Here is a 26,144-nt window from a genome sequence, read left to right as displayed (position 1 = left end):
AGTGATTATAGAACCGAAAAAACGCTTGGAGATCCAGGCGTTTTTCAATTCTACAAATGAAATATTTCCTTTATGCTCAAAGCAACTTCTTCAGCACTCAAATTTGTGTTGTTGATCTTGAGATAATTTCCATATTTTAATTCACCTTCTAAGGAATTTAATCTGTATTTTTCCATAGCTTTTCAAATCCTTTTCGGACCATTCAATATCTCTTTTTGAAGGTTTATGCAAGTCGATTACCGCTTTTATTTCTTTCCAATCTTTCTACTACATCAGCTTCAAGCTCTACAAAATAAACAGTCCCCCTTCTAGATTCAAAAAGCTTTGCAAGATCCATAACCACTGCTCACCAACAACTCATTTATATTAAAATTGTTAATTTATTGATAATGTATTGAAACTATTTATAGAATCATGTTTAATAAAAATGACTTACATTTTATACATAATATTCCTTATAAATATGAGAAAAGGAGAGATAAATTATTTGCGCACTTTTAAAATTAGTACGAAATTTAATTTGCTTTTAGTGGGCGTTATTCTGTTTTTAAGCATTATGATTGGATTTGTATCCCATATACAAGTGAAGGAAATTATGCTTAATAATTTTGAGCAGAGTGTAACCCATATTTCTAAGGTCGGGTATGCGCTTCTAGAAGAACGAATTAAGGGAGATTGGACTATAAAAGATGGGGAACTTTACAAAGGGGATGCAAGAATAGTTGATCAGGAAGCCTTTGTGGATGAGGTTGGAGAAAGCATCGATGGTGGTGTAACCATTTTCCAAGGCTCAAAAGGACTTATTACTAATCTAAAGCTAAATGGCGAACGTTTAGTTGGCAAAGATGCTGATCCAAAAGTCGTTGAAAATGTAATGACTAAAGGGGAAACCTTTATTGGTGAGGCAGATGTAGTGGGAACGAAATATTTAACACTGTATGCACCTATTAAAGATGCAAATGGAGACATCATTGGGATGTGGTTTGTCGGTGAAACAATCGATGAAGTGAATGCTATTATTTTTGCATTTATCGGCAAGCTTCTCATCGTATTGTTCATCGGAGCTGTCATTGCTATATTAGGTAGCTTCCTGTTTACAAGAGCATTCGTGAAGCCGCTTCGTGAAATGAATGCCCAACTTCGAGATATTGCGGATGGAGAGGGAGATTTAACAAAACAGCTACAAATTAATTCCAAGGATGAAGCAGGCGAGCTTGCGCAATCGTTTAATAAAATGCTGACAAGCTTAAAGGTAGTCATGCAACAAATAGCACAATCTTCTAAACAAGTTGATGTATCGTCTGATGGTTTAACATCTAAATCGCAGCAAACCGCTGACATGACGAGACAGCTAACGTCAACACTACAAGATTTAGCCGATGGTTCAAGAACAACATTACATAGCACAAGTGATAGCTTAACGGCCATGCAGGAAATGGCGATTGGCATCCAACAAGTTGCTGAAACGGCTTCAACGGTTTCAGATGCTGCTGATTTAATGAGTGACGAGGCTGCTCAAGGAAATGATTCTTTGAATCGTGTATTGAATCAAATGACAATTATTAATAAATCATCTGACCATGTAGAGGCGCAGGTCCGAATTTTAGGTGATCAGTCGCAACAAATTGGCAATATCGTTGATGTGATTACAAGCATAGCCGATCAAACGAATTTGCTTGCCTTAAACGCAGCCATCGAAGCGGCTCGTGCCGGGGAGCAAGGAAAAGGCTTTGCTGTCGTTGCAGATGAAGTTCGTAAATTGGCAGAACAATCAAAGCAATCTGCTGATCAAATAGCATCCCTTATTCATTCAATCCAAAGTGATACGGCTAATGTTATTACGGCTATTTCTAGTAACTCGAAGGAAGCTGCCGCAGGTATGGATGTTGTCGATGATACAAAACTGGCCTTCCACAAGATCATGCAGTCGATTAAGGGTGTAAGTACACAGTTGCATGACATCTCCGCTGTGACGGAACAAATGTCTGCAAGTGTTGAAGAAGTTACCGCTTCAACAGAAGCAATGGCACGCATTGCAAGCAAGGCTACTGAAAGCACGGAACACGTTACGATAACAGCAGAGGAGCAATTAGCTTTCATAGATAATATGGCTTCTTCAGCAAAAGAAATGGCACAACAGGCAGACGAGCTTCAAAGTTTAATAAAGAAATTCCAATATTAAAGATATTGAAAAAGGGTGATATCCAAAGATTTGAAGTGCAAACAAGGACACAGAGGGAACTGTTTTTTCTAAACAAACAAGCCAATATAATTTGATTAAAAGGATAGAAGAGCTTAAATAAATTAGCTCAATCTATCTTTTTTTTATCACAAAAGGATAGATTGATGAAAAATTTTAAATATTCAAAATTAAAGTGGTGATATATGTTAATATAGTTAGTTGATACATAAATATGGATTGAATAATTTAAAGGGGTATATTTATGAAAATAGTAGAAAAGTACGGAAAAGTGATAGTGGGCGATTTTGAATTTTATGGTCAAATTGAACACGATAAATATTGTTCTAAATGCAAGTTTAATCTAGTATATTACGATGATTTTGATGCTTATTTTTGCCCTAAATGTAATAGTTGGACTGAATCAAAATGTAGTGACTCTAATTGCAAATATTGCTCTAACCGACCAGAAAATCCTTTAACTTCTTTCAGCATTGATGAAAAGTAAAAGCATGAAAAGGAGATTTGCTTGTTTTATACTGAACTCATACCTTTTCATTTTGTCTTCATTTTTTAGTAGCGGCGATGCGAAATAATCTAAATAATGTCCCAAAAGAAAAGCAAAGAATTAAATCTTATTTTAATCAAACATTTATTTTTCTCACAAAGGTTCCCATAATACGAACATATCAGTAAAATAGAGTAGGTTAGGGGGACAGTAATTTGAAAGATCAACGTTTTAAAATTGCGCATCGAGAGGCGCTTATCGGTATTGGACTTGTTATCATTAACTTTGCGATATGGTTCGGCTTTGCCTATGGACTAGGCTCTGGTGATCCAACAAGCTATACGTATGTTTTCGGTTTCCCTGCATGGTTTTTCTATAGCTGTATTGCAGGGACAGGCTTTATGATTATTTTAATCTGGATCGTCATGAAACTCTTTTTCAAAGAGGTACCATTTGACGATGAGGAGGTGGATCGATAATGCACTGGCAAGTTATTGTTCCACTGCTCTTATTTTTAGTCATCATCTTTGGTATTGGTATCTGGTCAAATAAGCATATACGCTCTTCTAATTCATTTTTACAGGAATACTTCCTCGGTGGTCGTGAAATGGGAGGCTTCATCCTTGCGATGACAATGATTGCTACGTACGGTAGTGCAAGTAGCTTTATTGGTGGTCCAGGTGTTGCTTATACGAAAGGGCTTGGTTGGGTCTTACTGGCGATGGCTCAGCTTCCAGCGGGTTATTTTGTTTTAATGATTTTAGGGAAGAAATTTGCTATTATCGCAAGACGTTATCAAGCGATCACGTTAATAGATTTTTTACGAGAGCGTTATAAAAGTCATGCCATAGTCATTTTATCAGCCATTAGTATCATCATCTTTTTATTTTCTGCCATGATGGCACAATGGGTAGGTGGTGCTCGATTAATTGAATCATTAACGGGCTTAAACTACACAACGGCACTGTTTATTTTTGCGATTTCCGTGTTAGTTTATGTAATCATTGGGGGCTTCCGCGCTGTTGCATTGACGGATACGGTGCAGGGCTCGATTATGGTGATCGGAACAGTTATTTTATTAATTGGGACAATCATCGCTGGCGGAGGAATCGATAATATTATGGCCTCACTTGTCGCTGAGAATCCGAATCTTGTGTCTCCATTTGGAGCTGAAGGTGAGTTAACGCCATTATACGTTTCTACATTTTGGATTTTGATCGGTGTTGGAGTAGTCGGGCTCCCACAAATCGCTGTTCGTGCGATGAGTTATAAAGATTCAAGAAGCATGCATTTAGCCATTATCATTGGCACTATTGCCATCGGGACAATTATGTTTGGGATGCATCTAATTGGTGTTTTAGCAAGACCAGTGATGCCAGGTATTGAAATTGGTGATAAAGTTATGCCACTGCTAACATTAAAGGTTTTGCCACCATTTTTAGCTGGTGTTGTTTTAGCAGCACCAATGGCAGCAACGATGTCTACAGTTAATGCGTTGTTGATGCTTGTAAGCTCGACAGTAGTGAAAGATATTTACTTAAATTATATAAAACCGACAGCTAATGATTCGGAAATTAAGCGTGCAAGCTTTATTGTTACAGCAGTGATTGGTTTAGCGGTTATCGTATTTGCACTAAATCCACCAGATTTATTAGTATGGCTTAATTTATTTGCTTTCGGCGGACTTGAGGCAGTCTTTATTTGGACCGTCGTTTTAGGACTCTATTGGAAAAAGGCCAACAAATATGGTGCGATTGCGTCAATGATTTCAGGGATGACCTTATATATTATCATTGATCGTTTTTATCCTTCTGTCTTTGGCATGCATACCGTGACAATTCCAATCGTCGCTTCCTTATTCATTTTTGTTATCGTTAGCTTATTAACGAGTCATAAATTTAAAGACGAAAAGTTGTTTATCTGACATATAAAACGCCGTAGAGATAGAATATCTACGGCGTTTTATATTGTATTCAAAGAGTAATGGATAGAACGTCGAGAATCGTGGATAGAAACCTTGAAATGATGGATAGAATGTTCAAAATCGTGGATAGGGTCACTGGAATGACGGATAGAACCTTCGAAGCGACGGAAAGAACTTGAAGCGACGGAAAGAGCCTCCGAAGCGACGGATAGGATCACTGGACCGACGGAAAGAATCTCCGAAGCGACGGATAAGATCACTGGAACGACGGAAAGAACTTGAAGCGACGGAAAGAATCTCCGAAGCGACGGATAAGATCACTGGACCGACGGAAAGAGCCTTCGAAGCGACGGATAGGATCACGGAAACGACGGAAAGAACTTGAAGCGACGGAAAGAATCTCCGAAGCGACGGATAAGATCAATGGAGCGACGGAAAGAATCTCCGAAGCGGCGGAAAGTATCACGGAAGCGACGGAAAGAACTTGAAGCGACGGAAAGAATCTCCGAAGCGACGGATAAGATCACTGGAGCGACGGAAAGAGCCTCCGAAGCGACGGAAAGTATCACGGAAACGACGGAAAGAGCCTCCGAAGCGATGGATAAGATCACGGAAACAACGGAAAGAACCTCTTCAAATAATAGAACACTCAAAGTTCATAAACAAAAACAAACAAAACCGCCGTAGAAATAGCGTATCTACGGCGTTTTTTTAATGAATTATGTAATCATAAGCATTTTTAGTGAGCAATGTAATCGTTACGATAATAAACAATACGCGAACAAAACCGCTACCTTTTTTAATCGCCATACGTGAGCCTACAAATGCACCGGCAATTTGAGCTACACCCATTAGTAAACCGTAGACAAAATGAATTTGACCTAAGTAGGCGAACATTAAAAGTCCTGCAAAATTACTTGCTAAGTTTAAAAATTTGGCATTTCCTGCTGCCTTTAAAAAATCAAAGCCGATTAATAAAAAGCTGAAAATTAAAAATGAGCCGGTTCCTGGACCAAGAAATCCATCATAAAAACCAATGCAAAATAACAATAGCATGAATAAAACTAAGTGCGTAAATTTTAAATTTTTGACCGTAGCTACTGAACCCCAATCTTTTTTGAAGATTGTATAGACTGCAACAGCTGCAAGCATTATTAGCATAAGTGGTTTTAGTAATTCAGGGTTTATTAAATGTACTGTCCATGCACCAAAGAGTGATCCAATAAAGGCTAGGGGAAAGTATTTGATAACTGAACGAATTTCTAGCTGACCGGAACGATAAAAGGAAATGGTTGATGTTAAAGATCCCATTGTACCAGCTAGCTTATTAGTTGCTACGGCTGCTGCTGGATTTAAACCGGCAAACATTAGGGCGGGTAAGGCAATTAAGCCACCTCCACCAACGACCGCATCTACAAAGGCGGCTAAAAATCCAAAAGATATTAATAATATGACTACATTTAAATCTACTTCAAATAGCATGCTTACACCCCTTTAGATAGTTACTACTGAAATAGTAACTAAAATTCACGTAGCTGTAAAGACTAATTTTTTCGTTGGCTAATCTTCATATTCTTCAACTATAATAGAGGAAATGGAGGGATTCGATGGAATTATTAATCGCCCAATTAAAAGAACTGGGATTCACAGAATATGAAGCTAAGGCCTATACGGCACTCGTACAAAATAGTCATGTTAGTGCCTATCAAGTAAGTAAAAACTCCGGTATCCCACGTGCAAGAATATATGACATACTTAATGGACTTGTTGAAAAAGGGTTAGTACTGAAAGAAGAAACGGCAGATCAAACGACATACTCTTCCATTCCAGTTGCTGTGTTTTTACAACAAATTGAGCAACGCTGGCAATCGAATTTCACGTCGATTAGTGATCAATTAGAAAAATTAGAGGTAAAAGAGCAGGAAGCGGAGCATAAGGTCGTTACGCTAAAAGGAAAAGAGGCAATCGTCAATTATTGTCAGTCGTTATTACAAAAAGCGGAGAAAAAAGTATTATTATCAATGTGGGAAGATATGTATGAAAAATTGCGAGAAGATATACATGAGGTCTCTCAGCGTATTCCGGTTCATGGCATTACATTGTATGTGGATGAAAATGTTGCATCGATTGACCAGCATCGCATTACTCAATATACGAGGAATGCTACTACGCCCCATTGGTTTATACTGTCTATAGATGGTCAAGAGATGATTTATGGTCACTCACCGTCCAATCAAGAAACGGCTTTTATAACAAATGACCCAGTGCATATTTATTTACTAGAAGATTATATATGGCATGACGTGCTTGTCAATCGACTGTTAAAGCGCGATGATACGGAGCTAGGGGAATGGATTACAAAAGAACGTAAAGCCTTTTTCGTAGAGTGAAAATAATAAAAGAATCTACAAGCCATCATGTACAGATGGTTTGTAGATTCTTATTTTATGTTATATAAGATCTTTTATCTTAATAAAAAACTTTATCAACATTGTATTTAGCGCGGAATGTATTAACCGCGTATGTTTCGTAAATTTCACGTTCCATTGGATCATCTACTTCGTACACTTCAATTTTGAAAACTTCATCACGGTGATTTTTCATCGGTGACACATTGTCTTCGAAATGCTTTTTAATACGTTGACGAATCTTACGTGCTTTACCGACAAATAATAGTTCATTCTGTTCATTGTAGAATAAGAAAATGCCGCCATTTTCACGTGTAATTTTATGGAAATCAATAAAACCGAAATACGGTGTGATTGGTACATCACCTGGCTTTACATCTTGTTCGCGTTGGCGAATTACTAAATCTGGTTTTGGAAATTCAATTTTAATCAAACTATTCACGTTCCTCTCTGTTACTAAAGGTATATGTTAACATAATTACAGCTTGTTTACCATAAAATATATGGACTTAGCTTCGATATTAGTTTTAAACAAATTACATAATGACATGCATGGTTAATAACAAAATATTCTATGTATTGTTGATATTCTTAATTGTTCATGGTACAATTCTTTTTAATTAAATAATCTTATCAAGAGAAGTTGAGGGATTTGGCCCGATGACGCTTCAGCAACCTCTAACAAAAGTTAGAAAGGTGCTAATTCCAGCAAAGGATTTGTCCTTTGAGAGATAAGAGTGAACGTGGTAAACATCCTTCTCATTCTATCTCAAATGGAATGAGGGGGATTTTTTAATTTCATCGAAAAAAAGACTTTACGCAAGGCCTGTGTATGGAGACTAAGGCCAATAATGGGTTAACAGAGAGAAATATAAGAGAGGGGAATGCAAGATGCCAATTAATATTCCAAAAAACTTACCAGCTGGAGAACATTTACGTGAGGAAAAAATCTTCGTAATGGAAGAGGATAGAGCGAAAACTCAACAAATTCGTCCGTTAAATATCTTAATCTTTAATTTAATGCCAGAAAAAGAAAAAACAGAGCTGCAATTACTACGTTTATTAGGGAATACCCCATTACAAGTGAATATTACATTTTTGAATACTGCTACTCATGAATCGAAAAATGTTAGTAAATCACATTTACAATTATTTTATACGACGTTCGATCAAATTCGTCATCGTCGCTATGATGGCATGATTATTACGGGGGCACCAGTAGAAAAAATGCCATTTGAAGAAGTGAACTACTGGCAGGAAATTTCAGAAATTATGGACTGGTCCAAAACAAACGTAACATCGGTTCTACATATATGTTGGGGTGCTCAGGCAGCGTTATACCATCATTACGATATTGGCAAAATTGGGCTTTCTGCTAAATGCTCAGGTGTATATTCTCATGTTATTACGGATTTAACAGTGGATTTAGTACGCGGCTTTAGTGATTTGTTTACGGCACCACATTCGCGTTATACGTCTGTATCGATTGATGAAGTACGCAACCATCCTGATTTACGATTGCTCTCTTATTCAGAAGATGCTGGTGTTTTCATTGTGCAATCTAAAGACAATAAAAATATTATGATTACTGGTCACCTTGAATACGATGCAACAACTTTAGCGGATGAATATAGTCGTGATGTTGCGAAAGGATTAGATATTGAGGTACCAGTGAATTACTTCCCAAATGATGATCCAGGGAATGAGCCGATTAATACATGGCGTGCCCATACACATTTGTTATTCTCGAACTGGTTGAACTACTATGTTTATCAAGAAACACCATACGAATGGGATTTTGTTGAACAAATTGAATATCATATTTAGTGCTATAGAAAAATGATGACCTTGATATTATAGGGTCATCATTTTTTTTTCTCATTTCCGTTCTGGTAGAGCACCTTCCTGGGGCGTCCGATGAGCCGCTTCGCTTTTGGTGATGAACAACAATGCTGTTAATTGTCTGGCGATTTTTTATTCTTTTCACTGTTTGGAGTATTTCCGGTATCGCTATCATTCTGTGTAGAATTTCCGGTATCGTTTTCACTTTTACTTTGAGTAGGATTTTCGGCATTATTATTACTTGCACTTTGAGTAGGATTTTCGTTATTGCTACTATTTGCACTTTGAGCAGCGTTACCGCCATTGTTACTACTTGCACTTTGAGAAGCATTCCCACCATTGCCATTACAATCGCTTTGAGTAGGATTATTGTTATTACTCGCACTTTGGGCAGAATTATCGTTATTGCTACCACCAGCACTTTGAGAAGCATTCCCGCCATTGCTACTACTATCACTCTGTGTAGAATTTCCATTTTGATTTTGCGTACTACTATCACAATGCATCACATTTCCTTGATGACCATCGATTTTACGAATCTTCGCGACAATTAATAATAGTAATGGCAATAAAATCATTAAAATGAAGGCGAATATAGGCCATGTTTCTCTATTGTAAATATCTGAATGAATAATATTCGGATGAACAATTTGTGAAAGTCCAAGGATAATCATGCCGAGTGGTAAAATGAGCGGTCGATGATTTTTAATTTTACATATTTGTGCGATACCGATAACCGCAGCATAAAAATACATATAAGTTCTAATATAAATAGTGATAATCCACATGGCTGCCATAATCACTTCAATACGTTGTAAAAAGTCCCCAATTGAAATTCTTTGGGCTAATGCATAGCTTGGGAATGTCCGTGAAGCAGTATTTGCCGGGCCAAGGACAAGGATTGATAGTGTGATGATCGTGATTAAGACAATTCCTCCCAAAATTGCACCAATGTAAAAACCTTTTTGCGCAGATTTTTGGACGTTAACTGCGGAAGGGAAAATCGTTAATAATACGGCAAGGGGGAATGAAAAAAGACTTATAAATCGAATTATACTAAAGAATAATGATTTTTTTGGTGTTTCCATTATTGGCTGAATATTTTCAATCTGTATAGATGGTGCAATAAAAAGGACAAAGAAAATAAAAATTAATATAAATATTGCAAATAGTATTTCTGCAGAACGGGCAAAAACTTCAATTCCTAAAAATGCAGCATAAATAATGATAATACTGAACATAAATGCAAACGCCATCGTGGGTGTTTCTGGCATTATTTCTGTTTTCATGAAAATTCCAATGAAATATAATAATTCACCGGCTGAAAGTAAAGATATAATAGCAAAGCCGATTGCAGTGAATTTTCCGAAAAATCGACCTAATATCTTTTCATTAGCCTCTACAAATGTAAGGGTAGGTGTTTTATTTCCTAAAGCAACGAATAGCTTTACTATGGGCAAACTTATAACGACACCAATGATCGCTGCAATCCATGCATCTTGCTTTGCTTCGCTTGTTACACTTGCAGGGATAATTAAAATGGCTGTACCAATTGAAAAAAGAAGGGTAATGATCATAAATTGTCTTGAACTAATTATTTCTTTTTCCATCATGAACTACCCCTTTTTCTTAACATAATATTGCCTTATTACTTTGTTAGAGAGACAATGTAATCTTTAATAGGTGAAAAAATATAGGTAATCAAATCTAGTGGGCTCGGTATTTTGACCTTTAATAAGATTGCAATATTTAATGCGGCACCAAGCAATAAAAAAATTGAAAAAATAACGATCGTTTTTGTTTCTTTATTTTTTTTTAATGAAGGAATAAAGGCAAAGGCTATAACAGCAGAAATGATTAGTATGAATATCGCCATCATCATAGCTTATTCTCCCTCCGTCTTATTCACTAATGAGTTTTCCATCGTCCCTAATCCTTGCGTGTTGACATGTACGTCAACTTTAACAGGTAGCTCTTGAAATATGGTTAGCCACTCTTTTTTTATTTTTTTCCACTCTTTCGGATTTGTGCGATGAAGTGCTTCGCCGAATCCAAAAATATCGACCCGATAATTTTGCTGAACTGTACTGATTGTTTTTTCGATTCGCTTTTTAATAAGTTCTTCCGTTTTTTTATTGACGTATTGAAGCGATTTTTCTTTTGTAAGGTCTATATCACATTCAACCTCTCCGACATTTTGGTTAACATCTATAGAAACATTGATTTTGGGTGATCCATTTTTAAATTTACCTTTTATTTTTGTCTTTGAGTGTGTAATTTCAGTTGATAGAGTACCTCCCTTAGGGCAAGTAAGGGTTTCAATTGTACTTTCTATTTTGTCCTTTAAAAAGCTTAGACTTCTACTCTCATCTTCCGATAAAAGCCCGATGTATTTATCTTCTTTAAAAACAGCTAAGCCTGCGTACTTCAAGACCGCAGTAGACTTTGATTTTTTAACATTCGTTTGCTCCATTCCCACACTTCTATCTCCATGAATTTCAATGGCAGACATGACTACGCTTGTTTCTTTGTTATTTAAAGTACTGATTAATTCATCTATTTTAATTGATTGGGTTGTACCCCAACTTTTCTCCGACGTTCTAAGAGAATTTAGCATTTTATTAGCTGGTACTTTTTCGATAGGTGTTAATACATTTAAAACTTCTTCGGCAGTCGCGTTATGAGCAACGATGACATCGAAATCATTTCTGAATTCATGATCTCTTGAAATTAAATCTAATGGCTTGCCAATTCCTTCTGTAGCTAATTCATCGCCGAGCACAACTATTTGAAGATGAGAAAAATAAAGTTTTCGAGCTGTTAATGTTGTCATTTTTCTTATGGCCTCAAACACTGTTGCACCTTTTGAATGATAGGTAATAACCGGTGACCGTCCTGAAGTAGGCTGTTTGGAAGAAATCTCACCAGGAATTACAACTTGAACAGTTATGTCAAATTCATTATCTACTTTATCTATTCCTAATGCTGCGACAATTGCTAATTCATTGAGTTCACGCTTACTCCAGCAACCACTTAAAAGTATAGTAAGAATAATTAGTAAACATAGTGCCTTACATTTTGACATAGTTTATTCCTCGTTTACACATTCTTTTGATTCCTTTTTTTCGTATTAAAATATTTATGACCTCTGACAGTGTTTTTATTGCTAACTAGGCGTGGTCGAGTCAATAAAGCTCTACGCGGGAACAACACTAGTGCATCTTTTTGATCCTTTAAAATTAATGGGCCGAATGGACTTAAATATGGTACACCGAAAGTTCGTATGCTGCATAAATGTAGTAGGATGATCATCAGGCCAAACATCAAACCAAATAATCCAACGATTGCTGATACAATCATTAATGGGAAACGAAGAGCACGAACTGTATTGGATAAGCCATAAGCAGGAAACAAGAAGCTACAAATGGCTGTTAAGGCTACAATAATGACCATTACGGCTGATACGACTCCTGCTTCTACAGCAGCTTGACCGATTACTAATGTTCCAACAATGGACACGGCTGGTCCAATGGTTCTTGGCATGCGAAGACCTGCTTCTCTTAATACCTCAAAGGCAATCTCCATAATGAGTGCCTCCACAACGGCAGGGAAGGGGACTCCTTCACGTTGAGACGCAATACTGATCAGCATCGGAGTCGGTAGCATTTCTTGATGGAAGGTGGTGATTGCTACGTAAAGCGATGGTGCCACCAAAGCAAGAGCGATTCCAAAAAATCTCAAAATGCGTACAAGTGAACTAATCATCCAATGCTGATAATAATCTTCAGCAGATTGCAAAAAGGATGTAAATAATGCCGGCACAATGAGGACAAACGGTGAACCGTCCACTAAAATGGCAATTTTACCGTCTAATAGCTCACCTGCAATAACATCAGGCCGTTCAGAATTATAAATAGTAGGGAATAAAGTGAATTTGTTATCTTGAATAAAATCTTCGATGTAGCCGCCTTCTAAAATACCATCAATATTAATACGATCTAATCGGGCAAGAACTTCTGCTACTATTTTGTCATTGGCAATGTCATTTATATACATAACTGCAACTTCTGTTTTTGTTACTTCACCGACAATCCGGGTCTTGATCCAAAGATTAGGACTTTTAATTTTTCGACGGATAAGGGCTGTGTTCGTACGTAATGTTTCCGTAAAAGATTCCCTTGGTCCTCTAATAACCGATTCTGTGGCTGGTTCCATAACGGCTCTATCTTTTGCACCTTGTGTACTCGTCACAATACCAGTTGAAGATTCATCTAATAAGATGACCGTATCACCTTTTAAAATAGAATTGTACAGTGCTGAAAAATGAAAAATATCATTCACGTCGCCAGCTGTTAAACAAGAATCTTTCAAATATCGAATAATCTTTTCTATTTCTGTATCTTGATTATCTTCAATATCAAGCATTAGTTTATCAATCACAGAATTAGAAATGCTTATTTTATCGGATAAGCCTTCTATATAAATGATTGCTAACGTATATTGTTCAGCTTTTCCAATCGTTATTTCTCGTATGACAAGGTCATTACTATTCCCCAATGTGTTTTTAATCAACTTTAAATTTTGAGAAAGAGAACTATATAGTTGGTCGTTATTTTGGGAGGTATCAGCAATTTTAGAAATAGACATGTTCTTTCCTCCTCAAGTTTTTACATAAATATAGAATGTACAACTTTGAGAGAAGATAAACTAAGGTTGGAAGTGATTTCATAGAAAAAAGCAGTGTTCCTTTCGTATAAAGAAAGGAAACACTGCTTTATTTTGTATACGTATATTTTAGTTCGTCATTAGTAGCATCCACATCTACATTTAAATTGTGGTCATTGAAGAACCATAAATCTTTTTCATCAATATAGTAGGTCACATCGTCAATAACTGTCTTTACACCAATTTCGATTGGTTCTTCACGTGTCATACCAAGAGAAAAGCCTTCGTGAAAAGGACTGGAACCACCATATCTAGCATAAAAACGAATCGTATCTCCGGATTCTACTTCCATTTCTTGTTTAAACCATTGTAGGGCTACATCTGTTAGTGTGATATTCATTAGAATGCTCCTCTCTTCGTTACAGCCATTTTACCTTTGGTTCGGTACCATTTTTAATGCGGGCAATATTTGCTCGGTGACGATACATGATAAAGGTAAATAAACAAGCTACTAAAATACCTAACGCAAAATCACCTGTAACAAAATAATAAACGATTGAGTAAATAAGTGCTACTAAAGCGGCAATCATCGAAGTTAAGCTTACAATCTTCGTTATTTTTAATGTTAATGCAAAAGCGATAAATAGTAAGATAAATAGAGGCCATGAATAACCTAAGAGAACGCCTGCTGATGTTGCCACCGCTTTCCCACCGCGAAAACCTGCAAAGATAGGGAACATATGACCAACAACGGCTACTAGTCCAAGAATTAGCGAGTGAATGGAAACGTCAGAGAAGACAGGAAGAGCTACAAGTAATACGGCTGCTGTACCTTTTAAGACATCCATAATCGTTACGACTATTCCCGCTTTTTTTCCTAAAATACGAAATGTGTTTGTCGCACCTAAATTTCCACTTCCGTGTTCACGAATATCCGTTTTATAAAAAATTTTGCCTACCCATAATCCCGAAGGTATAGAGCCGATTAGATAAGCACATAAAATAATAAGTCCATTTAGCATAGCTGGACTCCTTTCATTCATTGATTATTACTTGGTACTAATAATATGTAATAAATATTCTACACTTTTTCTCTACAATCTACAATGACATGAAGGAGATTTCTTCGTGTATCTTGAATTCATTATAAAAGATAACTATTTTTCAAGGATTTTAATATGTATTTGATTATATGTTAGGCTTTTTGACATGATTCATGTTGGCAGCATGAAAGCCCTTTCTAAAAATATAGGTAAAAAGGCAATTTTGTCAATCATCCATTCCTTTGGTAGAATAGAAGTCTATCTTTAATTTCTAGAGTAAGTTAGTATGAATTTTCAAATAGACAGAAGGAAGCTATGAAGTACAGTTCTGTATATTTTGCAGTGGAATTTCAAATGCTTCTGTATGGAAGACCAAAACCTATACCGATCGGCATCGTTTTGAAATGAGAGAAATGACCAGAAGTTAGCCATATGTTGTTTTATTTATGGAACTAATGTTTATGATCCTGCGTCAAGGGAATAGGATAGTTAGTAATACATAATAATGCATATATTGCAACTTTTTCTTCCGGTAACATGCTCAAAACGACAAAGCTGTGAGGAAATTTTAAAAATTTATTGGGTCTGTCACTAGCTATTGACAGGAAATGCTATTATTATTAGGAAGAGAACATAAATAGAACATGCGTTTTGTTTTTTGGAGGGGAATTTTTTGGCGAATAAACAGTCACCAAGCGTCTATAATGATGACGCCATTCAAGTATTAGAAGGATTAGAAGCGGTACGAAAACGACCCGGCATGTATATCGGTTCTACAGATGGCCGTGGACTTCATCACCTTGTATATGAAATCGTAGATAATGCGGTGGATGAAGCACTGGCTGGCTTTGGTTCTCATATCATTGTCACTATTCATAAAGATCAAAGTATCAGCGTTCGAGACTTCGGCCGTGGAATGCCAACAGGTATGCATAAGATGGGGAAACCCACTCCCGAAATTATCTTTACTGTCTTACATGCTGGTGGTAAGTTCGGACAAGGTGGCTATAAAACAAGTGGTGGCTTACATGGTGTAGGTTCTTCTGTTGTTAATGCTTTATCCACTTTTTTAGAAGTTACGATTCATCGTGACGGTAAAAAGTATCGTCAACGCTTTGAAAACGGTGGCCATCCTGTAACAACATTAGAGCAAATAGGACAAACAAAACAGACAGGAACACTAGTACATTTTCTACCAGATGACACAATTTTCTCTGTAACAAAATTCAATTATGATACGCTTGCAGAACGTTTACGAGAGTCCGCATTTTTATTAAAAGGCTTAAAAATTGAGCTAATCGATGAACGCGAGGAAGGCAAAGGTGATGTTTTCTTTTATGAGAACGGCATTGAAGCTTTCGTTGCGTATTTGAATGAGGAGAAGGATGTCCTTCATCCTGTTAAGTATGTGGAAGGGATTCAAGACGATATTGAAGTAGAATTCGCCTTCCAATTCAATGATGGTTACTCAGAAACAATCCTTTCATTTGTTAACAATGTTCGTACTCGTGATGGTGGTACACATGAAACAGGTGCCAAGTCAGCATTAACACGTGTTTTCAATGAATATGCGCGGAAAATTGGCCTGTTAAAAGATAAAGATAAAAACCTTGAAGGGACAGACATTCGTGAGGGCTTAGCTGCGATTGTTTCTGTTCGTATACCAGAGCATTTACTACAATTTGAAGGTCAAACGAAAGGTAAGCTCGGAACTAGTGAAGCGCGCTCGGCGGTAGATAGTGTTGTTTCGGAGCAAATTTTATATGTGCTTGAAGAAAACGCTGAATTATCTGCATCTCTTGTGCGTAAAGCTATTCGTGCGCAGCAAGTACGCGAAGCTGCTCGTAAAGCACGTGAAGATGCACGAAACGGCAAGAAAAGCAAAAAAGGCAGTACGATTCTTTCCGGAAAATTAACACCTGCACAATCGCGAAATGCGGCGAAAAACGAGCTGTATTTAGTCGAAGGTGACTCTGCAGGAGGGTCTGCAAAACAAGGGCGAGATCGTACGTTCCAAGCGATTTTACCATTGCGTGGTAAAGTTATTAATACTGAAAAAGCAAAGCTTCAGGATATTATGAAAAATGAAGAGATTTCAACGATTATCCATGCTATTGGTGCTGGTGTCGGAACAGATTTCTCTGTCGAGGATGCAGCATATGACAAGGTCGTGATTATGACCGATGCTGATACGGACGGAGCACATATTCAAGTGTTGCTGCTAACGTTCTTCTATCGATATATGCGACCATTGATCGAAGCTGGAAAGGTATTTATCGCATTACCACCGCTTTATAAAATATCAAGAGGCACTGGTAAAAAAGAAGTGATTGAATATGCTTGGACCGAAAATGATTTACAAAAGGCCATTAAAAAAGTTGGAAAGGGTTACATATTACAGCGCTATAAAGGTCTTGGTGAGATGAATGCTGACCAGCTGTGGGATACGACGATGAACCCTGATACGCGTACATTAATTCGTGTAACGATTGAAGATGGTGCACGTGCTGAAAGACGTGTGACAACATTAATGGGCGATAAAGTAGAGCCACGCCGTAAATGGATCGAAGCTAATGTAGACTTCGGTATGGAGGATGATTCAAATATTTTAGAAAATGAATTCATCCAACAAGAGGAGGACCAAGCATGAGTAGTACGGAAAAGTATCAAGATTTACCTTTAGAAGAAGTAATGGGTGACCGTTTTGGTCGCTATAGTAAATATATTATTCAAGACCGCGCGTTGCCCGATGCACGTGACGGTCTTAAGCCTGTGCAACGACGTATTTTATATGCGATGTTTACAGAGGGCAATACGAACGATAAACCATTCCGTAAATCAGCCAAAACTGTCGGTAATGTTATCGGTAATTATCACCCACACGGTGACAGCTCAGTTTATGAAGCAATGGTGCGCATGAGTCAGGATTGGAAGGCGCGCCATATGCTTATTGAAATGCATGGGAATAACGGCTCTGTTGATGGTGACCCACCGGCAGCGATGCGTTATACAGAGGCAAGACTATCTGCTATTGCAGCGGAAATGCTCCGCGATATTGGCAAGAAAACCGTTGAATTTGTGCCAAACTTTGATGATCAGGATATGGAGCCGACTGTTTTACCAGCTCGCTTCCCGAACTTATTAGTCAACGGTTCAACGGGTATTTCGGCAGGTTATGCGACGGACATCCCACCTCACGCACTTGATGAGGTGCTAGATGGTGTTCTTATGCGCTTAGATAAGCCAAACTCCACGGTTGATGAATTAATGACCGTTATTAAAGGGCCTGATTTCCCAACAGGTGGCATCATTCAAGGTGTCGATGGTATTAAAAAGGCATATGAGACTGGACGCGGTAAAATCATTGTGCGCGCTCAAGCAGTCGTAGAGCCAATTAAAGGTGGCAAAGAGCAAATCGTTATTACGGAATTACCGTATGATGTCAATAAAGCAAATCTTGTGAAGAAAATCGATGAACAGCGCGTGGATAAACGACTTGAAGGAATTGCAGAAATTCGCGATGAATCAGATCGTACCGGCCTACGTGTTGTCATTGAGCTGAAAAAAGATGTTCCAGGACAAGGGATTTTACAGTATTTGTTTAAAACAACTGATTTACAAGTAGCCTATAATTTTAATATGATTGCTATCCATAATCGTCGTCCGACAATGATGACATTGCCATTGTTATTGGATTCTTATATTGCCCATCAAAAGGAAGTCGTGACGAACCGTTCTATTTATGATTTGCAAAAGGCTAAAGATCGTTCGCATATAGTTGAAGGCTTGATAAAGGCATTGTCTATTTTAGATGAAGTCATTGCAACGATTCGTTCGTCGAATGATAAAAGAGATGCAAAAACGAATTTACAGGCGAAGTTTGACTTTACAGAAGTACAATCAGAGGCAATCGTTAGCTTGCAATTATACCGATTAACGAATACAGATATTACAGAGCTTCGCAATGAACAAGATGAATTAAATAAACTGATCGCCAAGCTTGAAGGGATTCTTAATAGTGAAGCAAAGCTTGTACGTGTCATTAAACAAGAATTGCTCGACATTAAAAAACGCTTTGCAGAGCCTCGTCGCTCAAAAATCGAGCAAGAAATTGAAGAAATCAAAATTACGTTAGATGTCCTTGTACCAAGTGAAGAGGTCGTAGTGACTGTGACAAAGGATGGCTATATTAAACGAACATCTACACGTTCACATGCAGCTTCAAACGGTCAGGATTTTGCAATGAAGGATTCCGATTATTTATTATATGAAGCAAATTTAAATACACAGCATCATCTACTGCTGTTCACAAATCGAGGCAATTATATTTATCAGCCAGTCCATGAGCTTCCTGATATTCGTTGGAAGGATCTTGGTCAGCATATTTCAAGTATTGTGCCAACCGGAAAAGATGAATCTATTATTGCTGTATATGGTTTTGAGACATTCGAACAGGCCAATACGTATATTTTAACGGCTACGAAAGATGGACAAATTAAACGCTCATCAGTAGCAGATTATGCTGTAACACGCTATTCGAAGCCGATAAAAACGATGAATGTCAAATCAGGCGATGAAATGATTTTTGCAAGTATTGTGACGGACGAGGTAGAACTAATGTTAACGACAGATACTGCCTATGCAATTCGTTTCCCAATAGAGGAATTACCAGTAACAGGTGTAAAAACAGGTGGCGTCAAAGGGATTACACTGAAAGACGGAGAAGCATTAGTCGGCATCAATGTTTTACCACCAGATAAAACGTCCTATGTGGCAATTGTTACGCAACGCGGTGCTGTGAAGAAAATGAATGTAGCCGAAGTAGAAATGACTAGTCGTGCAAAACGCGGCTTAAAAGTATTAACAGAGTTAAAAGCGAACCCACATCGAATCGTGGCTGTAGTTAAGGTCACTGATGGGGAACAACTAATGATTGAAACGGAAAAAGGTGTGCAAGAGTCCCTTGATGTACAAGCATTAACTCGAGCAGATCGCCATTCAAATGGCTCCTTTAAAGTGGATATAGCTACAGACGGTGCCATTTCACATGTCTTCGCAGTCAAAAAAGAAGAGAAATAACATTAGTTTTCTAGCCCAGCTCCTTTGAGAGCTGGGCTTTTTTGAGTTAATTGAAACCAAAGAGCTCGGTTCTTTGTCTAACATACTGTGATGCTTTACCTAACGATAACAAGTTTGACCGAGCCGAAATAAGTGGAAAAACAACCTTTAAGAAGAAACAGGCACTTTTCTTTCATTCTTTTCACAAACATTAGCGTATAGTGTTTTTGTTACTAAATAGTACAAAAATGTACCAGTTAATCCTAGGATAAGGAGCAATCCGCTCATATATATAGGGGGAATCCATTCTCCAATGATAATCAATAACGAAGCTACAATCATTGCTCCATAGGTAGTTAAGCTATTAAAAGCCATATAGGTGCTACGAGCGTTAGATGGGGCAAGTTCTCCTATCATCGCCTGTTTATTAGGAACAAACATCAGCTCACCAATTGTTCCAATAAACATGGCAATAAAAAGAATCAACACGTTATTTGAAGAAGCGAAAACACTGAAACATATAGAAAAGATTAACATTCCTATAACAAGAGTCCAGCGATCACTACATTTTTTAAATAAGAACAATACAGCACTAGATAGGATAACTACAAGAATAGTATTCTCTGTTCGAAGAAAACCAAGCATTTTTTTTGTGCCATCTACTATGAAATCTATTCCAAATAAAGAGGCTGAATGTTGAGGTATATCTTTTTCGAGCCGAATCCCAATATAGTTTGATAAAGACTGTTCCAAAGTAAAGATCAAGATTGCTCCTAAAATATAAAACATAAATAGCTTATCTTTTAAAACACTTGAATAAGTTTGAAGCATTTCTACAGATGAAGATTTTTTCTTATGATGAGAAGACTTAGGTGAAGGTTCTGGTGAATAAGTTTCTGTGATGAAAAATACAGTCATAAAAACAGATAACAAAGAGATCAGTGAGATTCCAATAAATAACTCAAATAAGTAGTTTTTAAAAAGAAATGCTCCAATAATTCCTCCAATTGCAGTTGATAAATTCCCTAACCAGTAGCTAATTGTAAATACGAGCTTTCTCGATTCAGAATTAGTAACATCAATCATCATAGCTTGTGCGGCTGGCTGAAACATGCCTCCACAAAACATATTGATGATGAAGAATGCTGCAGAAATATAAGGAAGGTTAAACCAAGGAGAATTACAAAGTGCTATAAACAGATACGAAAGCAATAGACCAATTTCAGAATAAATCATTATTTTTTTCGTCCGATTTTATCAGAAACATGCCCTCCAATAAACCCTCCAATGACCCCACTAATGACAATAATTATAAGAATAAAAGCCGTTTTAGTAGCGCCGATATTTTGAGTAAAATAAATAGCGAGAAAAGGGATAACAGCCATAGAAATAAGGCCGCCTAGAAATTGCATGGCTAGGCGAAGTTTGATGTTGGGATGGATATCTCTCAATTTCATATAATCACTCCTCGAACTTTAAGTAATAGTTTTTTCCGATAGAATTCCTAATGGAAGTGGTGGTCTCATTGACTCTTTTATGTTTTCCAGTTTGAGTCCTACATAGGTAGGGGAGCCAAAAAGAAAATCATGCAAACTATTTTTCATAGGGAACAAAATATGTCTATAGATTCCGCCCTGTTATTTGAGTTTCCTAATTTTATAGGTACGGCTGAAGGATAGAGAATGTTTATAAATTAGAAATAGGTCCAAATAATCTTAGAGCTTGTCTCGTTATATCCTTCCACACCGTGTTTGTATACTCATCAATAAACGTTAAACGCATTCCGTTTAAGATGGATAAGTATGACTCAGCAATTAATGAAGGTGCTTCTTCATAAAAGTAACCAAGCCGTTGACCTGCTTCAATAACCGGATAAATACAGTCTAGAAATGATTTTACAAAATCATCTAGTTCTTTAAAAAGCTTTGGAAATCGTTCAGGTCTTGCAAGAACCTGTTGAATTAAACGTAAGTATTCACTTCTCGTTGCAAAAAGTTGCACATGACAATCTATCATTTCCTTAATTATTTCAAGAGGCTCACCTTTAAAGTGTTCTTGTATCTCAATAAAATATGGTTTGATTTTTTCCAATGGCTCTAAAATAGCTGCTTCATAAAGTACTTCTTTTGAATCAAAATACGTAAATACGGAGCCAAAACTAACTCCTGCTTCCTTAGCAATATCGGCCACTTTGGTCTCTGCAAAACCATTTTCACTATATAATTTAATAGCGGCGTCTAAAATTGTAGATCTTTTTCTTTTCTTTTTTTCATCATTAGTAAGTATCGAATTCATGTTGATACTCCTTTCATAATAAATGATTGATTAATCAATCAAATTTTATTGTAATTTGTTTCCATTGTCAATATAATGAAAGAATTTTTTGTATTTTTAGTTATAAATTACTTTAAAAGCATGATGCCTCCGTTACAGTGGTGAATTTTACTTTGCTTTCTTGAAGGAACGTTTTACAAATGAGGCTGTTTAAATAATAATTCAGCGCTATCGATAAACAGACCCTTGTCATTTACGGATAGATATGGTTATAATAATCTCGAAAAGTTCATATCGAAAGAATGTAGGGGGGCTGGTAGTTGCCAGCTGAGATTGTGTCCGATAGACGCTGACCCTTTGAACCTGATTTGGCTCGTACCAGCGTAGGGAACATCTATTCAAAAAAAGAAAGTTTTTGATACTGATTGTACAACGTCTGGGAGGAATCCTAGGCGTTTTTTATGTTTTCAGACTTTTGTTGCATGCACATACCTTACGTGTAAACAGACCGTGAACGGTTTCTTCTGGTAAAGACATTCATTCATGAACACTTTCACACTACTAACTTGGAGGATTCAGCATGAAAAAATGGTTATTGGTCCTAATAGCTGCACTATTAACTTTAGTGGGCTGTAGCGAAAAAGAAACTAAAAAGGATGCTAAAGGATTAACAAAAGTATCGGTAGTTCTTGATTGGACACCGAACACAAATCATACAGGTTTATATGTAGCTGAAAAACTTGGCTACTTTAAGGAACAAGGCTTAGATGTTGATATTTTATTACCTGGTGAAACGGGTGCTGATCAGCTTGTAGCATCAGGAAAGGCTCAGTTTGGCGTAAGCTATCAGGAAGGAATTACACAGGCTCGTGTGCAGGATGTACCTTTAGTATCGATTGCAGCGATTATACAGCATAATACTTCTGGCTTCGCATCTACCGCATCAAAAGGCATTACGTCACCAAAGGATTTTGAAGGGAAAACATACGGTGGCTGGGGTGCACCGCTTGAAAAGGCTGTACTACAATCACTAATGCAAACAGAAGATGCAGATGTTAATAAGTTAGATATCGTCAATGCAGGTGATTTAGATTTCTTCACAATGATGAAAAAAGATATTGATTTTGCGTGGATTTATTATGCATGGACAGGTATTGAAGCAGAACTTCGTGGCGAAAAGCTGAACATGCTTTATTTAACAGATTATAGTGAGCAGTTAGACTATTACACACCTGTACTTGCTACAAATGAAAAAATGATTCAGGATAATCCTGAGACGGTAAAAGCATTTGTCGCTGCTGCAGCAAAGGGCTATGAATATGCAATAAAACACCCTAATGAGGCAGCTGATAGTTTACTAGAAGCGGTACCTGATTTAGATAAGAACCTTGTGCATAAAAGTCAGGAATGGTTAGCAGATAAGTATCAAGACGATGCTGCACAATGGGGCGAGCAAAAATTAGCTGTCTGGGAAAACTACGCGAAATGGATGGCCGACAACAAAGTTTTAGAGGGCGAATTTAACGCAAAACAAGCATTTACAAACGACTTTTTACCGAAAAAGGAGACAAAGTAATATGGCAAACTCTTTAATAAGTGTACAAATTATCCCGAAAACTGAAACATATGAAGATGTGATCCCGTTTGTCGATGCAGCAATTGCAGTTATCGATGCTTCAGGGGTGAAATATGAAGTTCATCCATTAGAAACGACAATGGAAGGCGAGCTTACGACTTTGCTGCAAATTATTGAAAAAATGAATGCCAAGATGATCGAGCTTGGCGCAATCAATGTCATTACGCAAGTGAAAATTTTATATCAGCCATCCGGTATTACAATGGATACGCTAACGGAGAAATATAAGTAATGAAGCAGGCTGTTAAACAAGGAAGGACGATAATTTTTATCGCCTTCCTCTTGTTCATATGGGAACTAATTGTCCGTTTTGCTGATATTCCACATTGGCTTTTGCCTGCACCAAGTGCCATTTTGAAAGAGGGCTTTCAATCGTATGAGACGTTTGTGCCTCATGCTTTAGCTACTATACAATTAGCACTTCTTGGACTTGCTATCGGGATATTATGTGGGCTCACAGTTGCGGTGCTATTACATCGTTTTACGTTTATAAGGGAGCTATTTTACCCTATTCTCATTATGTCGCAAAATGTCCCAGTACTTGTCCTAGCACCATTATTAATCATTTGGTTTGGCTTCGGTTTATTGCCAAAGCTCATTATTATTTGTCTTGTGTGCTTTTTCCCTCTTGTTATTTCGGCAATGGATGGTTTTCGTCAAACTTCGCCTGAGCTAAAGCATTATTTTGAGATGATAGGTGCTACGAAAGCCCAAACCTTTTGGAAGTTAGAATGGCCTTATGCGTATCCAGCGATTTTTTCAGGCATAAAGATTGCTGCTACCTATAGCGTCATGGGGGCTGTTATCGCGGAATGGTTAGGAGCGAAAATGGGGATTGGCGTTTATATGACATTGGCACAGTCTTCATTTCGAACGGATCGTGTATTTGTAGCGATTTTCGCTATCATATTTTTAAGTTTATTATTATTTAGTGCTATTCGATTAATAGAAAAACTTGTTGTGAAGGGGAGAGGAAACTATGCTAAGCATTCAAAACATTGATAAATCCTTTGATTCCCTTCCAGTTATCCGTAGTTTATCTTTTGAGGTGAAGGACGGGGAATTTGTGGCGATTATCGGTCCGTCAGGCAGTGGGAAAAGTACACTTTTTCAATTAATTGGTGGTGTTTCTTCTATAGATAAAGGTGCTATTTTATTAAACGGCACAGATATCCAGAAAAAAAGAGGGACGATTGGCTATATGCCTCAGCAGCCATGTTTATTACCGTGGCGGACGATCCTAGAAAACGTCACGATGGTCGAGGAGCTTCATGGAAAACCTAATGTTAACGTTGCGAAGGAATGGTTAGATAAAGTGGGGCTCGCAGCATTTGTAAATGCATATCCTAATGAGCTGTCAGGTGGTATGCAACAACGGGTATCGTTTATTCGTGCAATTGTCAGTAATAAACCTATTTTATGTTTAGATGAACCGTTTTCAGCACTGGATGAGTTTACAAGGCTTGAAATGCAGGCGTGGCTATTATCGATTTGGGAGAAATATCGAAAATCTATATTGTTCGTTACACATAATATTGAGGAAGCTCTGTTTTTAGCTGATCGTATTATTGTACTTTCAAAACGACCAGCGACGAAGAAAAAGGAAATAATCGTACCTTTTGCAAGGCCACGACAAGAAGAAATTCGCCATTCCGCTTCTTTTACGGCATTGAAGCAACAATTATTCACTTATTTAAAAGAAGAAAAGGATGAGGCGAATGTTGATTGATGCACATATTCATTTAGACAAGTATAAAGAAAACGACATACCTCCTTTGCTAGAGGAAGCGGAATATGTCATTGCCGTAAGCATGAATCTACCATCATGTGAGAAGACGTTGAAGCTGTCAAAAGCCTATGCAAAGGTAAAGGCGGCATTTGGCTTTCATCCTGAACAACCGTTACTTAGTAATGCGGAGGAAGAGGCATTATTCGATTGGATACGTCATCACGCTCATGACATGGTGGCAATTGGCGAGGTAGGGTTGCCTTATTATTTGAGGCAGGAGAAGGCAATTGATGATCGTTCGTATGAGGCTTTGTTAGAACGGTTTATTGTATTGGCAAAGGAATTAAATAAACCGATTGTATTACATGCTGTTTATGAGGATGCGGCCATTGTTTGTGACCTGCTAGAAAAACATCATGTAACGAAAGCGCATTTTCATTGGTTTAAAGGCGATGAGGAAGTGATTGAACGGATGATTCATAATGGGTATTTCATTTCTGTGACGCCTGATTGTACGTATGAGACTGAAATTCAAGATCTAATCAAAAAATACCCAATCGAGCTATTGATGGTAGAAACAGATGGACCTTGGCCGTTCGAAGGTCCTTTTAACAATAAACGAACATCTCCTTGGATGATGGATCATTCCATGGGGGTTATTGCTTCGATAAAGGGGCTTACAACAGAGGAAGCGGCGCGTATCATTACAAGAAATACGACAATGTTTTATAATTTATAGCAAAAAACACAGCTGTTCTTTTAGAGTGGCTGTGTTTTTATAGTATCTGAATGGCTGGTAAAAGATTAGAATCACGATAGCCTACATTCAGTTACGAAGGTGTTCTTTGGAACGTCCACTTTTAAGCGAAAGTTTAAAA

The 26,144-nt window shown here is 37.4% G+C and carries 25 protein-coding genes, 1 pseudogene and 2 riboswitches; of the genes and pseudogenes, 13 read left to right on the top strand and 13 right to left on the bottom strand.

What is annotated here, in order from left to right; genetic code table 11:
• Positions 1–50: 50 nt before the first annotated feature.
• Positions 51–331, bottom strand: a pseudogene (locus tag ABNX05_RS01360) (shikimate kinase); the annotation flags it as partial.
• 156 nt (positions 332–487) lie between these two features.
• Between ABNX05_RS01360 and ABNX05_RS01355 the strand changes: the two are divergent.
• From ABNX05_RS01355 to panF, 4 genes are all read left to right on the top strand, one after another.
• The gene (locus tag ABNX05_RS01355) at positions 488–2,182 is read left to right on the top strand and encodes a methyl-accepting chemotaxis protein (protein ID WP_349658042.1); all 1,695 of its coding nucleotides are present in this window, start codon (positions 488–490) and stop codon (positions 2,180–2,182) included.
• Between the two features lie 262 nt (positions 2,183–2,444).
• On the top strand, positions 2,445–2,687 hold the full coding sequence (locus ABNX05_RS01350; RefSeq protein ID WP_349658041.1) for a hypothetical protein: 243 nt from the start codon (positions 2,445–2,447) through the stop codon (positions 2,685–2,687).
• 215 nt (positions 2,688–2,902) lie between these two features.
• Positions 2,903–3,166 (top strand): YhdT family protein, encoded by a 264-nt coding sequence (locus ABNX05_RS01345; RefSeq protein ID WP_349658040.1) that lies wholly within the window; start codon positions 2,903–2,905, stop codon positions 3,164–3,166.
• Positions 3,166–4,611: a sodium/pantothenate symporter gene (gene panF, locus ABNX05_RS01340; RefSeq protein WP_349658039.1), complete on the top strand. Its 1,446-nt coding sequence runs from the start codon at positions 3,166–3,168 to the stop codon at positions 4,609–4,611. The genes ABNX05_RS01345 and panF overlap by 1 nt, the downstream gene beginning before the upstream one ends.
• A 359-nt stretch (positions 4,612–4,970) precedes the next feature.
• Here panF and ABNX05_RS01335 read toward each other — a convergent pair whose 3' ends face one another.
• Together ABNX05_RS01335 and ABNX05_RS01330 are read right to left on the bottom strand one after the other, a co-directional pair.
• Positions 4,971–5,264, bottom strand: a complete 294-nt coding sequence (locus ABNX05_RS01335) for a hypothetical protein (protein WP_349658038.1) — start codon at positions 5,262–5,264, stop codon at positions 4,971–4,973.
• Between the two features lie 58 nt (positions 5,265–5,322).
• On the bottom strand, positions 5,323–6,093 hold the full coding sequence (locus tag ABNX05_RS01330) for a TSUP family transporter (RefSeq protein WP_349658037.1): 771 nt from the start codon (positions 6,091–6,093) through the stop codon (positions 5,323–5,325).
• A 125-nt stretch (positions 6,094–6,218) separates the two neighbouring features.
• Between ABNX05_RS01330 and ABNX05_RS01325 the strand changes: the two genes are divergently transcribed.
• Positions 6,219–7,001 (top strand): TrmB family transcriptional regulator, encoded by a 783-nt coding sequence (locus ABNX05_RS01325; RefSeq protein WP_349658036.1) that lies wholly within the window; start codon positions 6,219–6,221, stop codon positions 6,999–7,001.
• Positions 7,002–7,080: 79 nt separating this feature from the next.
• On the opposite strand, the gene ABNX05_RS01320 is transcribed toward ABNX05_RS01325, so the two are convergent.
• Positions 7,081–7,452, bottom strand: a complete 372-nt coding sequence (locus ABNX05_RS01320) for a nucleotide excision repair endonuclease (RefSeq protein WP_349658035.1) — start codon at positions 7,450–7,452, stop codon at positions 7,081–7,083.
• 194 nt (positions 7,453–7,646) lie between these two features.
• Positions 7,647–7,757: riboswitch (SAM riboswitch) on the top strand.
• Positions 7,758–7,910: 153 nt separating this feature from the next.
• On the opposite strand from ABNX05_RS01320, the gene metA reads away from it, so the two are divergent.
• Positions 7,911–8,846 (top strand): homoserine O-acetyltransferase MetA, encoded by a 936-nt coding sequence (gene metA / locus ABNX05_RS01315; protein WP_349658034.1) that lies wholly within the window; start codon positions 7,911–7,913, stop codon positions 8,844–8,846.
• 128 nt (positions 8,847–8,974) lie between these two features.
• Here the strand turns inward: metA and ABNX05_RS01310 are convergent, their stop codons facing one another.
• The 6 genes from ABNX05_RS01310 to plsY form a co-directional block, all read right to left on the bottom strand.
• Positions 8,975–10,474, bottom strand: a complete 1,500-nt coding sequence (locus tag ABNX05_RS01310; protein WP_349658033.1) for a GerAB/ArcD/ProY family transporter — start codon at positions 10,472–10,474, stop codon at positions 8,975–8,977.
• Between the two features lie 35 nt (positions 10,475–10,509).
• Entirely contained in the window at positions 10,510–10,743 is a 234-nt protein-coding gene (locus ABNX05_RS01305; protein WP_349658032.1) for a hypothetical protein, read from the bottom strand.
• A 3-nt stretch (positions 10,744–10,746) separates the two neighbouring features.
• A complete protein-coding gene (locus ABNX05_RS01300) occupies positions 10,747–11,946 on the bottom strand; it encodes a Ger(x)C family spore germination protein (RefSeq protein WP_349658031.1) in 1,200 nt (399 codons plus the stop codon).
• Positions 11,947–11,960: 14 nt separating this feature from the next.
• Entirely contained in the window at positions 11,961–13,508 is a 1,548-nt protein-coding gene (locus ABNX05_RS01295; RefSeq protein WP_349658030.1) for a spore germination protein, read from the bottom strand.
• A 127-nt stretch (positions 13,509–13,635) separates the two neighbouring features.
• Entirely contained in the window at positions 13,636–13,926 is a 291-nt protein-coding gene (locus ABNX05_RS01290) for a HesB/YadR/YfhF family protein (RefSeq protein WP_349658029.1), read from the bottom strand.
• A 19-nt stretch (positions 13,927–13,945) separates the two neighbouring features.
• Positions 13,946–14,548, bottom strand: a complete 603-nt coding sequence (gene plsY, locus ABNX05_RS01285; protein ID WP_349658028.1) for a glycerol-3-phosphate 1-O-acyltransferase PlsY — start codon at positions 14,546–14,548, stop codon at positions 13,946–13,948.
• A gap of 694 nt (positions 14,549–15,242) precedes the next feature.
• On the opposite strand from plsY, the gene parE reads away from it, so the two are divergent.
• Both parE and parC read left to right on the top strand, forming a co-directional pair.
• The gene (gene parE, locus ABNX05_RS01280) at positions 15,243–17,219 is read left to right on the top strand and encodes a DNA topoisomerase IV subunit B (RefSeq protein ID WP_349658027.1); all 1,977 of its coding nucleotides are present in this window, start codon (positions 15,243–15,245) and stop codon (positions 17,217–17,219) included.
• A complete protein-coding gene (parC, locus tag ABNX05_RS01275) occupies positions 17,216–19,648 on the top strand; it encodes a DNA topoisomerase IV subunit A (RefSeq protein WP_349658026.1) in 2,433 nt (810 codons plus the stop codon). The genes parE and parC overlap by 4 nt, the downstream gene beginning before the upstream one ends.
• A gap of 147 nt (positions 19,649–19,795) precedes the next feature.
• Here the strand turns inward: parC and ABNX05_RS01270 are convergent, their stop codons facing one another.
• The 3 genes from ABNX05_RS01270 to ABNX05_RS01260 all read right to left on the bottom strand — a co-directional run bounded on the left by ABNX05_RS01270 (position 19,796) and on the right by ABNX05_RS01260 (position 21,922).
• Positions 19,796–20,863, bottom strand: a complete 1,068-nt coding sequence (locus ABNX05_RS01270) for an MFS transporter (RefSeq protein WP_349658025.1) — start codon at positions 20,861–20,863, stop codon at positions 19,796–19,798.
• A complete protein-coding gene (locus ABNX05_RS01265) occupies positions 20,863–21,084 on the bottom strand; it encodes a hypothetical protein (RefSeq protein WP_349658024.1) in 222 nt (73 codons plus the stop codon). Before ABNX05_RS01265 ends, ABNX05_RS01270 begins: the two co-directional genes overlap by 1 nt.
• A gap of 229 nt (positions 21,085–21,313) precedes the next feature.
• A complete protein-coding gene (locus ABNX05_RS01260; protein ID WP_349658023.1) occupies positions 21,314–21,922 on the bottom strand; it encodes a TetR/AcrR family transcriptional regulator in 609 nt (202 codons plus the stop codon).
• A 275-nt stretch (positions 21,923–22,197) separates the two neighbouring features.
• A riboswitch (TPP riboswitch) is annotated at positions 22,198–22,308 on the top strand.
• 173 nt (positions 22,309–22,481) lie between these two features.
• On the opposite strand from ABNX05_RS01260, the gene ABNX05_RS01255 reads away from it, so the two are divergent.
• From ABNX05_RS01255 to ABNX05_RS01235, 5 genes are read left to right on the top strand one after another with little or no spacing between them, the layout of a single operon-like run.
• Positions 22,482–23,477, top strand: coding sequence for an ABC transporter substrate-binding protein (locus ABNX05_RS01255; protein ID WP_349658022.1), 996 nt, complete (start codon positions 22,482–22,484; stop codon positions 23,475–23,477).
• Position 23,478: 1 nt separating this feature from the next.
• A complete protein-coding gene (locus ABNX05_RS01250; protein WP_349658021.1) occupies positions 23,479–23,769 on the top strand; it encodes a thiamine-binding protein in 291 nt (96 codons plus the stop codon).
• Complete coding sequence (locus tag ABNX05_RS01245; RefSeq protein ID WP_349658020.1) at positions 23,769–24,539, top strand: ABC transporter permease; 771 nt, start codon at positions 23,769–23,771, stop codon at positions 24,537–24,539. The genes ABNX05_RS01250 and ABNX05_RS01245 overlap by 1 nt, the downstream gene beginning before the upstream one ends.
• A complete protein-coding gene (locus ABNX05_RS01240; RefSeq protein ID WP_349658019.1) occupies positions 24,517–25,266 on the top strand; it encodes an ABC transporter ATP-binding protein in 750 nt (249 codons plus the stop codon). The genes ABNX05_RS01245 and ABNX05_RS01240 overlap by 23 nt, the downstream gene beginning before the upstream one ends.
• Entirely contained in the window at positions 25,256–26,005 is a 750-nt protein-coding gene (locus ABNX05_RS01235; protein ID WP_349658018.1) for a TatD family hydrolase, read from the top strand. The genes ABNX05_RS01240 and ABNX05_RS01235 overlap by 11 nt, the downstream gene beginning before the upstream one ends.
• Positions 26,006–26,144: the final 139 nt, after the last annotated feature.

The organism is Lysinibacillus zambalensis (assembly GCF_040183165.1).
GTDB classification, from domain to species: Bacteria; Bacillota; Bacilli; order Bacillales_A; family Planococcaceae; genus Lysinibacillus; species Lysinibacillus zambalensis.
The sequence above is the reverse complement of the archived record's forward strand: the minus strand, read 5'-3'. Positions and strand labels throughout refer to the sequence as shown.

What these genes read in the sequence shown, in the direction of transcription:
- ABNX05_RS01350 (WP_349658041.1), top strand. Translation starts at nt 2,445, where the DNA reads ATGAAAATAGTAGAAAAGTACGGAAAAGTGATAGTGGGCGATTTTGAA.
- panF (WP_349658039.1), top strand. Translation starts at nt 3,166, where the DNA reads ATGCACTGGCAAGTTATTGTTCCACTGCTCTTATTTTTAGTCATCATC.
- ABNX05_RS01330 (WP_349658037.1), bottom strand. Translation starts at nt 6,093, where the DNA reads ATGCTATTTGAAGTAGATTTAAATGTAGTCATATTATTAATATCTTTT.
- ABNX05_RS01325 (WP_349658036.1), top strand. Translation starts at nt 6,219, where the DNA reads ATGGAATTATTAATCGCCCAATTAAAAGAACTGGGATTCACAGAATAT.
- metA (WP_349658034.1), top strand. Translation starts at nt 7,911, where the DNA reads ATGCCAATTAATATTCCAAAAAACTTACCAGCTGGAGAACATTTACGT.
- ABNX05_RS01310 (WP_349658033.1), bottom strand. Translation starts at nt 10,474, where the DNA reads ATGATGGAAAAAGAAATAATTAGTTCAAGACAATTTATGATCATTACC.
- ABNX05_RS01305 (WP_349658032.1), bottom strand. Translation starts at nt 10,743, where the DNA reads ATGATGATGGCGATATTCATACTAATCATTTCTGCTGTTATAGCCTTT.
- ABNX05_RS01300 (WP_349658031.1), bottom strand. Translation starts at nt 11,946, where the DNA reads ATGTCAAAATGTAAGGCACTATGTTTACTAATTATTCTTACTATACTT.
- ABNX05_RS01295 (WP_349658030.1), bottom strand. Translation starts at nt 13,508, where the DNA reads ATGTCTATTTCTAAAATTGCTGATACCTCCCAAAATAACGACCAACTA.
- ABNX05_RS01290 (WP_349658029.1), bottom strand. Translation starts at nt 13,926, where the DNA reads ATGAATATCACACTAACAGATGTAGCCCTACAATGGTTTAAACAAGAA.
- plsY (WP_349658028.1), bottom strand. Translation starts at nt 14,548, where the DNA reads ATGCTAAATGGACTTATTATTTTATGTGCTTATCTAATCGGCTCTATA.
- parC (WP_349658026.1), top strand. Translation starts at nt 17,216, where the DNA reads ATGAGTAGTACGGAAAAGTATCAAGATTTACCTTTAGAAGAAGTAATG.
- ABNX05_RS01270 (WP_349658025.1), bottom strand. Translation starts at nt 20,863, where the DNA reads ATGATTTATTCTGAAATTGGTCTATTGCTTTCGTATCTGTTTATAGCA.
- ABNX05_RS01265 (WP_349658024.1), bottom strand. Translation starts at nt 21,084, where the DNA reads ATGAAATTGAGAGATATCCATCCCAACATCAAACTTCGCCTAGCCATG.
- ABNX05_RS01260 (WP_349658023.1), bottom strand. Translation starts at nt 21,922, where the DNA reads ATGAATTCGATACTTACTAATGATGAAAAAAAGAAAAGAAAAAGATCT.
- ABNX05_RS01255 (WP_349658022.1), top strand. Translation starts at nt 22,482, where the DNA reads ATGAAAAAATGGTTATTGGTCCTAATAGCTGCACTATTAACTTTAGTG.
- ABNX05_RS01250 (WP_349658021.1), top strand. Translation starts at nt 23,479, where the DNA reads ATGGCAAACTCTTTAATAAGTGTACAAATTATCCCGAAAACTGAAACA.
- ABNX05_RS01245 (WP_349658020.1), top strand. Translation starts at nt 23,769, where the DNA reads ATGAAGCAGGCTGTTAAACAAGGAAGGACGATAATTTTTATCGCCTTC.
- ABNX05_RS01240 (WP_349658019.1), top strand. Translation starts at nt 24,517, where the DNA reads ATGCTAAGCATTCAAAACATTGATAAATCCTTTGATTCCCTTCCAGTT.
- ABNX05_RS01235 (WP_349658018.1), top strand. Translation starts at nt 25,256, where the DNA reads ATGTTGATTGATGCACATATTCATTTAGACAAGTATAAAGAAAACGAC.